We start from the raw sequence: 13,766 nt of genomic DNA on the forward strand, positions 1-13,766 counted from the left end.
AAGAAAGAGGAGGATCCCCCTAGATGAATCCAAATAATCGCTTAACAACAAACCAAGGTGCTCCAGTTGGAGACAACCAAAATTCTCGTACAGCTGGTCGTCGTGGACCAGTATTATTAGAAGACTATCATTTAGTAGAAAAACTTGCACACTTTGATCGTGAACGTATTCCGGAGCGTGTTGTGCATGCGCGTGGTGCAGGTGCTCACGGTGTATTCGTAACGAAAAATAGTATGAAGCAATATACGAAAGCTGCATTTTTACAAAATGAAGGAACTGAAACACCTGTATTTGTTCGTTTTTCAACGGTTATTCATGGTCAAGGTTCTCCTGAAACAGCACGTGACCCACGTGGGTTCGCTGTTAAATTTTATACAGAAGAAGGAAACTACGATATCGTAGGTAATCATTTACCAGTTTTCTTCATTCGTGATGCAATTAAATTCCCTGATATGGTACATTCTTTAAAACCAGCACCTGATACGAATATTCAAACGCCAGATCGTTACTGGGATTTCATGACGTTAAGTCCAGAATCTACACATATGATGACATGGGTATTTTCTGATTACGGTACACCAGCAAGTTATCGTGAAATGGAAGGTTTCGGTGTCCATTCATTTAAATGGATTAATGAAGAAGGTAAAATTGTTTATATTAAATACCACTGGAAACCACAGCAAGGTGTACGTAACTTAAATGCGAAAGAAGTGCAAGAGGTACAAGGGAAAGACTTCAATCATGCTACTCGTGACTTGTTCGACGCGATCGAAAAAGGAAATCACCCGAAATGGGATTTACACGTACAAGTTATGCAATTAGATGAAATGGATTCTTTAGACTTTGATCCACTAGATCCAACGAAAGTATGGCCAGAAGATCGCTTCCCGTTAATTGAAGTAGGGACAATGACGTTAAATCGTAATCCGAAAAACTTCTTTGCAGAAGTAGAACAAGTAGCGTTCTCTCCAAGTGCCACTGTAAATGGTATTGAGCCATCGGAAGATAAATTATTACAAGGTCGTTTATTCTCTTACCCAGATACACAGCGTTATCGTCTTGGTGCAAATTACTTACAAATTCCTGTAAACTGCCCATACGCAGCTGTTCATAATCAACAACGTGATGGTGCGATGCAAGTGAATCAAAACCCATCTACAATCAACTACGAACCGAGCCGTCATGCTGAAAATCCAGTTGAAGACCCAGCTTACCGCGATTCAACTATGAAAGTAGAAGGCTATGTATCTCGTGAAAAAATTGAGAAACCAAATGACTTTAAACAAGCAGGTGAGCGTTACCGTTCATTCTCTAAAGAAGAGCAAGATAACTTAATTGCAAACTTAACAAATGACTTGAAAGACGTAAATGAACGCACGAAATTACTAGCTGTTTGTAACTTCTTCCGTGCAGATCAAGAATACGGTATGCGTTTAGCGCAGGCATTAAATGTTGATATTACGCAATATGTAGGAAATGCTCCGAAATAAATCGGAAAAGACGACTGGGTTTCGGTCGTCTTTTTTATGTGTAAAGTTACACGCGGGTATTCTTCAGTTTCGTTATGTCGGAATTTGTTGGTAAATCGATATCTTGTGTCGAAACGTTGATATATTGAAAGGAACAATCGATATATTTGAAAAATCGTTGATATATCCAAAAAACCGTTAATATATTTCCGGTTATACTAGGTGGGGTATGTTGCCCGGTGCGCAAAAAAGAGATGCAATCTATTACTAATAGATTGCATCTCAGGCTGTGGAGAAAGTCTTCTCCACAGCCTGTTTTTGTGTCTGAACCTCTTTTTATGTGTCAACACTGATAAAAAAGAGGAAAAGGAGAGATTTTTTATGATGGGTGCTTTAAAAAATCATCGTGATGAGCGTGTATCTGTTTCTGTAGAAGAGTTGGTTCCACAAGATCATTTCCTTCGTGCAATTGAAGCGACAATTAGTTTTGATTTTATTGAAGAGAAGTTACGCCCTTATTACTGTGAAAACAATGGACGCCCGTCCATTCATCCTATTGTTTTATTTAAGATGATGTTTATTGGATATTTTTACGGTATTCGTTCTGAGCGTCAATTGGAAAAGGAAATTAAAACGAATATTGCCTACCGTTGGTTTTTAGGGTTTTCTCTATCGGATACTATTCCGGATCACTCTACAATCAGTTGGAATCGTCGTACTCGTTTTATTCATACAAATATTTTCGAAGAAATTTTTGATGAGATTGTGAGACAAGCGACGGAGCACCGGATGGTAGGAGGACGTGCACTGATGACAGATTCTACACATATTAAGGCCAATGCCAATAAAAATAAATTTGTACATAAATATAAAAAAGAAAAAGCAAAGTTTTATATAGACGAGCTAGAAGCTGCGGTAATCGAAGATCGTGAGGTACATGGAAAAAAGAATTAAAACCTAGAAAGGAAAGTGATACCCCTACCAAAAAAACTCGTATAAGTACAACGGATCCAGATAGTGGATTTTTAATGAGAGATGGAAAACCAAATGGTTTTCATTTCTTGGATCATCGTACGACTGATGCGAAGTACAATATTATTACAGATACCTATGTAACGGCTGGAAATATGGCAGATTCCGAGCCGTATTTAGCACGCCTCCAAGCTCAGATTGATAAATTCGACTTCAAAGTAGAAGCTGTTGCCCTTGATGCTGGCTATTTTACAGGATATATCTGTAAGAAACTATCAGAACGGAATATATTTATGGTGATGGGGTATCGCCGATTTGGAAAACGGAATAAAGAAGTACCGAAAAGCCAATTTAAATATGTAGAAGAAATGAATGTTTTCGCTTGTCCGATGGGATGTATTCTAGAATATGTAACAACTGATCGTGAAGGATACCGTCAATACAAATCGAATCCAGAAGACTGCGCTGTTTGTCCGTTACGTGAGGTGTGCTTTTCAAAGAAACAAAAACAAAAAGTTATCACTCATCATGTGTGGGAGAAATATAAGGATATTGCTAGAAAAAACAAGCTAACAGCTACAGGGAAAAGGTTGTATAAAGTACGCTGTTCCACTATAGAGCGAAGCTTTGCAGACGCCAAAGAACTACATGGCTACCGCTATGCCCGGTTTCGAGGGCTGAAGTCTGTCCAAATGCAAGCTTATCTCACCGCAGCTTGTCAAAACATGAAAAAAATAGCCCTCCACCTGACCAAAAAGGGTCAGGTGGAGGGCTATTTTTTAAAATTCTATTATTTTATGTTGTTTTTATTCGCTAAAATCAAAAAAGATTCCAGAGTGTTGGGAACCCTAAAGGGTTTCCCAACACTCTGAGATGCAATCTATTACTAATAGATTGCATCTCTTTTTTAGTTCACTCGCTCAGTATACTCATAAGCTTTCTCCCCATGCATCGAAATATCAAGTCCCATATGTTCCTCGTGCTCATCTACCCGGACAGGGAGGAAGAAGTTGATTGCTTTAATAATGGCATACGTCATTATAATTGTGAACGCATATGTTGCGCCGATCGCTACAAGTTGTTTCAACAGCAGCGAGGCGTTTCCGTAAAATAATCCGTTAGCGCCATCGCCGTTTACGGCAGTAGTTGCAAATAATCCTGTCGCAATACCGCCCCAAGTTCCACCGATGCCGTGACATCCGAATGCATCGAGTGTATCGTCGTATCCGAATTTTGTTTTTAAGAAAAAGACCGCTCCGAAGCATAATACGCCGCCAATTGCTCCGATAAGAAGAGCTGAGAAAGGTGTAACGAACCCGCAAGCTGGTGTAATAGCGACTAGACCGGAAACGGCGCCACAAGCAGCTCCCATCGCAGTCGGTTTTGATTGGAAGAACCACTCTGAAAGCATCCAAGTTAATGCTGAGGCAGCAGCGGCTATATTTGTATTAATAAATGCAGTTAAAGCTACGTCGTTTAAGGATAATGCGCTGCCGACGTTAAAACCGAACCAGCCAAACCATAATAAGCCTGCGCCTAACATTGTAAATGGCAAATGGTGAGGAGAAGAACCATTTATGTTTTTTCGTTTTCCGAGGAAAATAGCTAATACAAGACCAGCAACTCCGGAAGTGATGTGAACGACGTTTCCGCCAGCGAAGTCTAGTGCACCAAGTTCCCTTAGCCACCCGCCGACGCCCCATACCCAATGAGCGACAGGATTGTAAACAATCGTTGTCCATAAAAGGATAAAAATAAGAAAGGCAGAAAATCGCATTCTTTCAGCAAATGCACCTGAAATTAAACCTGGAGTTAAAATGGCGAACATGAGTTGAAACATCATGAATAAATTGTGAGGAATAGTAGATGAGTAGTCTGGATTTGGTGCGTAGGTAACTCCGTTTAGACCGAACCAATCAAGTGTACCGATAAGCCCGTGCCAATCTGGTCCGAATGATAAAGAATAGCCGATAACAATCCATTGAATCGAAACGATAGCCATTGCACTATAACTATGCATCGTTGTACTGAGTACATTTTTGCTGCGAACCATACCTCCATAAAAAAGTGCCAATCCTGGTGTCATCAACATGACCATTACTGTCGTCACAAACATAAAAACTGTATCTCCCATATTCATGAGCTCTCCTCCTATAATGTTAGAAAAAATAACATCGTTTTGTTATGTTTCATATCATATTCGAAAAAGAACTAAAAATCAACTAAAAATTCAGAAAAATATATACATGATGTTAGAAAATATAACATAGATTATTTTGTGAGGATTGAAATCGACATATGCGTTTCTCTCGGATAATTGGTATAATATTCTTACAATTAAAAACTTGGGGGATGCGTGTGGGAAAAATACGGACTAGGAAACTATTCATTTGTTTTTGCTTAGCTTTTGTTTTGTTTGTACCAATACATACTTTTGCAGACGAAAAAAGAGAGTGGAAAGATGAAGTTATATACTCCATTATGATTGATCGCTTCAATAATGGAGAACCGAAAAATGACAAACAATTAGAAGTTGGTAATTTAGAAGGGTATCAAGGCGGGGATATAAGAGGAATTATAAAAAGGTTGGATTACATAAAAGAAATGGGTTTTACTACCGTTATGCTTTCGCCGCTTTTTGAAAGTGGAAAGTACGATGGATTAGACGTGCGAAATTTTAAAAAGGTAAATGAACATTTCGGGACAGACAATGATGTGAAAGAACTTGTAAAAGAAGCTCATGCAAAAGGAATGAAAGTTGTATTTCAATTTCCGCTTGGAGAAAACGAACGACAGGTAATTGACGCAATGAAATGGTGGATAAAAGAAGTTGATTTAGACGGAAGTTATGTTATACATAGTGAAAAAAAGCCGCGTTCCTTTTGGGATAACGCGCAAAAAGATATGCAAGTGATAAAGAAAGATTTTCGTATTATGACAAAGGAGGATAGCGAATACAACGAAAAAATCGTAGAATCGTTTTCCGAAGCGGATGTATCGGTGAAATCGTTATACGATGTGAGTAAAAAAGAAGGGGAATTTGTTACGTTTTTAGATGATCAAGAAACAAAAAGATATGCGCGTATTGCAAAAGAAAATATGTATTATCCGCCATCACGTTTAAAACTGGCGCTTACTTATTTGTTAACATCACCTGGGATTCCGAATTTTTATTACGGAACGGAAATTGCATTAGATGGAGGAAGTGTACCCGATAATAGACGATTAATGGATTTTAAGTCAGACGAAAAATTTATGCAGCACATAACAAAACTAGGTGAAATTAGGCAGGCGAGACCGTCTTTACGACGCGGTACGTTTGAGCTTCTGTATGATAAGAGCGGGATGAGCATACTAAAACGAAAATATAAAGATGAAGTAACTTTAGTAGCAATTAATAATACGAAAGAAACACAAAAAGTCTCCTTACCTGCAAGTGCAATTGGTGAAAAACAAGAGTTAAGAGGATTGTTACAGGATGAAATTATAAGAGAGGAAAACGGAAAGTTTTATCTCGTTTTAAAACGTGAAGAATCAAACGTGTATAAAGTTAACGGAGAAACAGGTGTGAATTGGTTATTTATCTCCTTAATCGTTGGTGTGAATGTATTATTTATTGCGTTTCTAATTGCAGTTAAAAGGAAGCGTAGATGAGATGAGAAATTACTCGCTCTATGTTCATGTCTTCTTATTGTATTTGTAAGTTTGTTCGGCGGGGCAATAGTGTTATTCTGTTGATATGAAATTTCTTAAGAGAAACGACGTGAGAATGAAAACGTCCCTAGTGAGAGGAGGGCTAGGTTAGGAAGAGGATTTTCTTCCTAACCTGTTTTTTGTGTTAGCACCGATAGGGAAGAAGCTTTGAAGCAATCAATAATTGCAACTATATTAATTTTACATTACATTAAAAGTTAGAGAATACTCTTATACTAATACAGTGCTAAATAGTAGGTGGGAAAATGGAGTTTTACGATTTGGGTATTACCATTAAAGAGCTTAGAATTAAAAAAATATATCACAATCCGAATTATGTCATGGAATATGTTCGCAAAGTCAAATTAGCAAAATAGAAAAAGGTGTGATTTATCCATCTAGTATATTGTTATATCAATTATCAGAAAGACTTGGTATTGACCCAAATAATATATTTGCATTAACTCAAAACAAAAAATTAAAATATGTAGAAAATGTAAAATGCGTAATAAAAGATTGCTTAAAGCAAAAACAATACAAAGAACTTTATGAAATAGTGAAAAAAGAGAAAAACGAAAATAACTTCCAATCAACAGAAGATAAACAATTTTTAATATGGCATGAAGCGATTGCTATATTTATGGTGGATAAATCAATAAAAACTGCTTTAGATTTTTTAAATAATGCATTAAAATTAACTGTAACTAATTCTGATTTTTTATCAGAAAGAGAAATAGATATTATGCAGACAATTGCTATATTCCATGGGGAAAATAAAGAATATGAAAAAAGTATTAATATATTAAGAAGGTGTTTAACTAATTTTAATAAGTTAGATTTTCCTAGAGATAAAGAAATTAAATTGAAAATTATTTTTAATTTAGCAAAAATTTTAGGTCATGCAAATCAACATGAAGAGGCAGTAAAATACAATGATATGGGTATCAAACTAGCTATTAATCTAAATACTTTATATTTACTAGGTGAATTATACTATGGAAAAGCTTGGAATTTATTGAAACTTAAACAACCTAATGAAGAAGATGTTGCAAATAACATGAAAAAAGCATTATTTATATTTGAACTAACAGAAAAAGAAAATCTGATAAAAATGGTTAAAGAAAAATATTTTGAAAACCAAACTGAAAAAAGTCACTCATAATTCATTTGGAAATCACTTGAAATATAATAAAACCTACAGGGGAAATCTCTGTAGGTTTTATACTTATAAACTTGCTTCTAAAATATTAGTGCTTAATATAAATTTTTGAATAAGAGTTTACTTAGCGCTTTAGCGTACTTTTTTATTTTGAAGCCTGCATCTTTATTAAAGATGTATGCTTCTTTTTAAATCCATCCGAATATTATTGGTTCAAGTCGGAGGAAGGTACTTTGGGGTGTCTTTTCTTTAGATCTTTATCATTAACTATTTAATGTTTTTTAAATGATTACATGACATATTTTTCTTGTACCAAGCTTTGTTGATACAGTTAGATTTATCCGTTAGTGTATTCGTATTATTAGAACATCCTACAGTATTTAGGGAGAATGTGGCTAATAAAAACCATAATATTAATTTCTTCAAAAAACCACTTCTAACTCTTTTTTAATTAACATTTTTGAGATCCTTACTAATTTTACATTACATTAAAGGTTGGGAAATATTCTTATACTCATAAATTGTTACGTTTTGGCGGGGAGAGGAATTATGAGTTACAGCGATTTTTAAGATGACTTTGGCCCAGGATGTGGTTATTAAGAAAAGTAATTCAAATTGAAGGGGAAATGTCTTAAGGTATATTTTTCTTATTTTCAATAAGGTCTGCTAAATACATGTATAAAACAAATTCTACAATAAGGCCTAGTTTAATCATGCGCTCACTTGTAAAGTATTCGTATGGTTAGACTCTGTTCACTTAGTGATTTTCACCGCATATACCATTTTTCTATGGTTTGTTCTCGGAATATTGTCTCTACAAAACAAAAAACTCCTCTAATTAAGAGGAGTTTTCTCAGAGTGTTGGGAAACCCTTTAGGGTTCCCGACACTCTGGAATCTTTTTTGATTTTAGCGAATAAAAACAACATAAAATAATAGAATTTTAAAAAATAGCCCTCCACCTGACCCTTTTTGGTCAGGTGGAGGGCTATTTTTTTCATGTTTTGACAAGCTGCGGTGAGATAAGCTTGCATTTGGACAGACTTCAGCCCTCGAAACCGGGCATAGCGGTAGCCATGTAGTTCTTTGGCGTCTGCAAAGCTTCGCTCTATAGTGGAACAGCGTACTTTATACAACCTTTTCCCTGTAGCTGTTAGCTTGTTTTTTCTAGCAATATCCTTATATTTCTCCCACACATGATGAGTGATAACTTTTTGTTTTTGTTTCTTTGAAAAGCACACCTCACGTAACGGACAAACAGCGCAGTCTTCTGGATTCGATTTGTATTGACGGTATCCTTCACGATCAGTTGTTACATATTCTAGAATACATCCCATCGGACAAGCGAAAACATTCATTTCTTCTACATATTTAAATTGGCTTTTCGGTACTTCTTTATTCCGTTTTCCAAATCGGCGATACCCCATCACCATAAATATATTCCGTTCTGATAGTTTCTTACAGATATATCCTGTAAAATAGCCAGCATCAAGGGCAACAGCTTCTACTTTGAAGTCGAATTTATCAATCTGAGCTTGGAGGCGTGCTAAATACGGCTCGGAATCTGCCATATTTCCAGCCGTTACATAGGTATCTGTAATAATATTGTACTTCGCATCAGTCGTACGATGATCCAAGAAATGAAAACCATTTGGTTTTCCATCTCTCATTAAAAATCCACTATCTGGATCCGTTGTACTTATACGAGTTTTTTTGGTAGGGGTATCACTTTCCTTTCTAGGTTTTAATTCTTTTTTCCATGTACCTCACGATCTTCGATTACCGCAGCTTCTAGCTCGTCTATATAAAACTTTGCTTTTTCTTTTTTATATTTATGTACAAATTTATTTTTATTGGCATTGGCCTTAATATGTGTAGAATCTGTCATCAGTGCACGTCCTCCTACCATCCGGTGCTCCGTCGCTTGTCTCACAATCTCATCAAAAATTTCTTCGAAAATATTTGTATGAATAAAACGAGTACGACGATTCCAACTGATTGTAGAGTGATCCGGAATAGTATCCGATAGAGAAAACCCTAAAAACCAACGGTAGGCAATATTCGTTTTAATTTCCTTTTCCAATTGACGCTCAGAACGAATACCGTAAAAATATCCAATAAACATCATCTTAAATAAAACAATAGGATGAATGGACGGGCGTCCATTGTTTTCACAGTAATAAGGGCGTAACTTCTCTTCAATAAAATCAAAACTAATTGTCGCTTCAATTGCACGAAGGAAATGATCTTGTGGAACCAACTCTTCTACAGAAACAGATACACGCTCATCACGATGATTTTTTAAAGCACCCATCATAAAAAATCTCTCCTTTTCCTCTTTTTTATCAGTGTTGACACATAAAAAGAGGTTCAGACACAAAAACAGGCTGTGGAGAAGACTTTCTCCACAGCCTGAAAAAACTCCTCTAATTAAGAGGAGTTTTCTTTTTAGCGGTAGTTAATGAACTGTACGTCGATTGGTAAATCAGCGCTACGAACAGCTGCGATTACTGCTTGTAAGTCATCACGGCTTTTCGCTGTAACACGTACTTGATCATCTTGTACTTGTGTTTTTACTTTTAATTTCATTTCTTTAATGATGTTGTTAATTTTTTTAGCGTTATCTTTATCGATACCTTGTTGAAGTGTTGCGCGTTGGCGAACAGTGTTGCCAGTTGCAGCTTCAACTTTTCCGTAATCTAAGTTCTTAATTGGAACGTTACGTTTTACAAGTTTAGAGATAAGAACGTCTTTTACTTGCTCTAATTTAAACTCGTCATCAGAAGTTAAAACAAGTACTTCTTTTTCTAATTTAATATCACTTTTACTTCCTTTAAAGTCATATCGGTTTTGTATTTCTTTTAATGCGATATTAATTGCGTTTGTTACTTCAGGTAATTCTACTTTCGAAACGATGTCAAAAGAACTATCTTTTGCCATATTTAGCACCTCCAAATAAATTTCTAATCTTGTTATGTACTGTACATACTAAAGTATAGCTGAAAACGAGTCTAGACTTAAGTGTTTTCGTACTTATATTCATGTAACCTCATTTTATTATAGTGAATTTTGGGCAGTTGGACAAATACAGGAAAAATCATGTTATAATTAACTTTTGTTTGGAATGATAAAAAAGATAATTTTATATATATAGAAGGGAATTAAAAAATATGTATTTGCAAATAGGATCGATTGAACAGGTAACTGTTTTACGCGAAACGGAAATTGGATATATGGTTGGGAATGAAGAAGAAGAAATTTTCCTACATAAAAACGAAGTAGCTGGAGAAATTGAAGAAGGCGATACGATTGACGTATTCTTATACCTTGATCACCAAAATCGTATTTCAGCAACAATGAAGGAGCCAATTATTACAACTTATGATTGGAACTGGGTAAAGGTTGTAGAAGTTATTCCTAGTTTAGGTGTGTTTGTTGATATTGGTGTGCCAAAAGATATACTAATTCCAGCTGATGAGTTCCCGATTTATATGCCAGTATGGCCAGAAGTAGGCGACGAATTATATTGTACGTTAAAATTAACGAATCGTGATCGTTTAATTGCTCTTCCAGCAAGAGATAGTGATATGCAAGAAATCGTTGTAGATGCGACACCATCTATGCGTAATAAAAACGTAAACGGACGTGTGTATCGTTCACTTCAAGTTGGTTCGTTCGTATTAACAGATGAGCATTTCCGTGCATTTTTACATCATACAGAAAGAAAAGAGCAAGTTCGCATCGGTCAGCGTGTAACGGGACGTATTATTGATGTAAAAGATGACGGTACAATTAACATTTCACTTCTTCCTCGTAAAGAAGAAGGAATGGAAGATGATGCTGCAGTAATTTATGCATATATGGAAGAACGAGGCGGAGCAATGCCGTTTTGGGATAAGAGCCATCCAGAAGATATTAAAGAACGTTTCAACATGAGTAAAGCTGCATTTAAGCGCGCACTTGGTAAGTTGATGAAAGAAGAAAAGGTTTACCAAGAAGAAGGCTGGACTTACTTTAAGAAATAAAGTAAATGAAAAAAGAACTATTCTTTCTCTGAATTTTTAAGAGAAGAGATAGTTCTTTTTTATTATAAAGTAGATAAAAAGTAAATAAAGTGTAATAAAACGTTTAATCTACAAATATTTTACTGTATTTATAAGGAAAAATGAATATAAAATGGTAAATTGTCGGAAAATATACATTTTTAGAAAAAATGTCACAATATTGTCATTTTTATGTTGAACCCCCTCGGAAAATTCTTTAAATTGTTAATTGTAAGAATAAAACCGATGCGAATTAGGGGTGAATGTATGGAAAAGAGGCCAGTTAAGAAAAAATGGTATAGGCAATTAATCCAACTTATCGTAGTTGCACTAATTGTTACTTCTATACCACTGAATGGATTGGCAGAAACGGCACCACCGTTTACACCGTCACCAAATTCAGAACAAAGTCCAGAAGTGGAAAAGAAAGAGGAGCAGGAATTACCAGCTCTACATCCAGATCAATTAAAGAAGGATAAGGCTAAAGCACAGGCGAGTCCGACTGAGATTGTAGAAGAAAGAACGGAAACCGAAAAGGTTTTTGATAACAATGATGGTACTTTTACAAAGAGGGTATATACGGAACCGATTCATGCAGAGAAAGATGGAAAGCTAGAAGAGGTTTCACCAAAATTAGTAGAAGCACCAAATGAAAAAATTGTAACGGAAAATACAACATTAGAACCAGAGTTTGAGAAAGCGACACAAGATGGAAAGTACGTTCAATTTAAAGTAAAAGATCATACGATTCAGTATAAACTAATAAGTGCAAATGGTGAAAAAGGTGAAATGAAGCCATCACCAGTCACTGCAACACATGAAAATAATACAGTATGGTATAAAGGGGTCTTCCCAAATATTGATTTAAAGAGTACGACATTCAATGAAAATGTAAAAGAAGATTTTGTATTACGTGAGTATACAGGACACCACATTTTTACATTTGCATTAGAAACAGATTTAACACCTAGCTTACAGGAAGATGGTTCAATCGACTTCCAAGATGAGAAAAAAGAAAAAGTATTCACATTGCCGAAACCATATATGAATGATTCCAATGTGGATCAACAATCAGGTGAGGCTGTAACGTCAGATGCGGTTCGCTACAATATTGAGAAGACAGCTGAAAAAACATATACATTAACTGTTACCGCAGACCCGCAGTGGTTACAAGCACCAGAGCGAAAATATCCGGTATATGTAGATCCTTCGGTTCAGTTGAAGGATTTTGATAATGCATATGCTTCAAGTGCGTATCCAACTGTCAATTATTCAGGAGGAAAGCTTTGGGATGCTGGTCAAAATGCTTATACGTTAAAAGTAGGATATTATGATGGGTCATCTGGGACAAACTTTGCATTTATTAAACCAGACGTTTCGAGTTTTAAAGGTGCAAATATTGAAAGTGCAACATTCAATGTACATACCATTTGGCATTATTATGCGAATCAACCAAATGGTGTTTGGTTAGATGAAGTAACGAGTGCCTGGAATGAAGGTAGTTTAAATTGGAATAATAAACCTGGTTCAAATAATATTGCACATGCTGATGTAACAAGAGGACAATTGGCGAAGTTTAATGTAACTAACACAGTAAAAGCATGGGTAGAAGGCGCGAGACAAAACAATGGCTTTAAGCTACATGCAAATGGTAATGGTCAAAACCATTGGAAGAAATTCATTGCAGCTGAAAATGGAACGAATGCACCATTCTTGGAAGTGAAATATTCCTACGCAAAACCAAATAAGCCAAGAGTACAAGCTTACTCAAATGGCAGTGGGAGTGGTTCTGGTCACTTCAATGTACAATGGGACGCAGTTCCAGGAGCAACAGGTTATAAAGTTGCCATTTTTAATGGATATGACTATGAATATATTCCTGTTGGGAATGTGACAAGCTGGACGACGAAAGATAAAAAGATATTCCCGACGCCAGAAGAAATTGCACAAGGGCGTTACTGGATACATGATGACGGGAAAGGTGCAGAAGCGCCTACTAACCCAGGACAAATATATAAAAATGCTTACGAGTCAGGAGGTCCGTACGGGGATTATAGCGGAAGAAGTAGCTACTGGATTCGTATTGTAGCAGAGTATCCGTTTGGGGATAGTCCACTTTCAGATGAAATAGTTCCATTTATTCCATTAGAACAAGTGAAAAAGCCAGACGGATCGGCCTACATTAATGCGACAGATAAGGAAACAGGATATGTCACATTAAAGTGGGATGCAGTTCCGGCGGCTGCAGGCTATAAAGTTTGGATTTATAACGGAAAAGATTACGAAGCGTTCGATGTAGGAAATAAAACAAATTGGACAACGCAAAATGAGAAAATTTGGCCAACGAAAGATGAAATTGCAAAAGGCCAATAGTAACTACTCAGCTTCTTCAAATAAAAAAACAGGCCAAATACATGTTTCCGATTCGAAA

At 36.1% G+C, this 13,766-nt stretch carries 5 protein-coding genes and 4 pseudogenes; 6 read left to right on the forward strand and 3 right to left on the reverse strand.

The annotated features are described in order from the left end of the window. Window positions 1–23 precede the first annotated feature (23 nt). Together katB and AC3WVZ_RS04370 are read left to right on the forward strand one after the other, a co-directional pair. Window positions 24–1,490 (forward strand): catalase KatB, encoded by a 1,467-nt coding sequence (katB, locus tag AC3WVZ_RS04365; RefSeq protein ID WP_001069177.1) that lies wholly within the window; start codon window positions 24–26, stop codon window positions 1,488–1,490. Window positions 1,491–1,850: 360 nt separating this feature from the next. Further along, a pseudogene (locus AC3WVZ_RS04370) lies at window positions 1,851–3,220 on the forward strand (IS1182-like element ISBth7 family transposase); the annotation flags it as partial. A 128-nt stretch (window positions 3,221–3,348) separates the two neighbouring features. Here AC3WVZ_RS04370 and AC3WVZ_RS04375 read toward each other — a convergent pair. After that, window positions 3,349–4,581 carry an ammonium transporter gene (locus AC3WVZ_RS04375; RefSeq protein ID WP_233936071.1) on the reverse strand — a complete coding sequence of 411 codons (1,233 nt, stop codon included), beginning with the start codon at window positions 4,579–4,581 and terminating at the stop codon, window positions 3,349–3,351. 158 nt (window positions 4,582–4,739) lie between these two features. Between AC3WVZ_RS04375 and AC3WVZ_RS04380 the strand changes: the two genes are divergently transcribed. After that, the gene (locus tag AC3WVZ_RS04380; RefSeq protein WP_065211711.1) at window positions 4,740–6,095 is read left to right on the forward strand and encodes an alpha-amylase family glycosyl hydrolase; all 1,356 of its coding nucleotides are present in this window, start codon (window positions 4,740–4,742) and stop codon (window positions 6,093–6,095) included. 305 nt (window positions 6,096–6,400) lie between these two features. Beyond that, window positions 6,401–7,296 (forward strand): annotated as a pseudogene (locus AC3WVZ_RS04385) (helix-turn-helix domain-containing protein). Window positions 7,297–8,239: 943 nt separating this feature from the next. On the opposite strand, the pseudogene AC3WVZ_RS04390 reads toward AC3WVZ_RS04385, so the two are convergent. Next, window positions 8,240–9,609: pseudogene (locus AC3WVZ_RS04390) on the reverse strand (IS1182-like element ISBth7 family transposase); the annotation flags it as partial. A 131-nt stretch (window positions 9,610–9,740) separates the two neighbouring features. After that, window positions 9,741–10,232 carry a YajQ family cyclic di-GMP-binding protein gene (locus AC3WVZ_RS04395; protein ID WP_001040149.1) on the reverse strand — a complete coding sequence of 164 codons (492 nt, stop codon included), beginning with the start codon at window positions 10,230–10,232 and terminating at the stop codon, window positions 9,741–9,743. A gap of 230 nt (window positions 10,233–10,462) precedes the next feature. Here AC3WVZ_RS04395 and AC3WVZ_RS04400 point away from each other — a divergent pair, with 230 nt between their 5' ends. Both AC3WVZ_RS04400 and AC3WVZ_RS04405 read left to right on the forward strand, forming a co-directional pair. After that, complete coding sequence (locus AC3WVZ_RS04400) at window positions 10,463–11,317, forward strand: CvfB family protein (RefSeq protein WP_233936073.1); 855 nt, start codon at window positions 10,463–10,465, stop codon at window positions 11,315–11,317. A 285-nt stretch (window positions 11,318–11,602) separates the two neighbouring features. Beyond that, a pseudogene (locus tag AC3WVZ_RS04405) lies at window positions 11,603–13,705 on the forward strand (DNRLRE domain-containing protein); the annotation flags it as partial. Window positions 13,706–13,766: the final 61 nt, after the last annotated feature.

The organism is Bacillus sp. CPT56D-587-MTF (assembly GCF_058792335.1).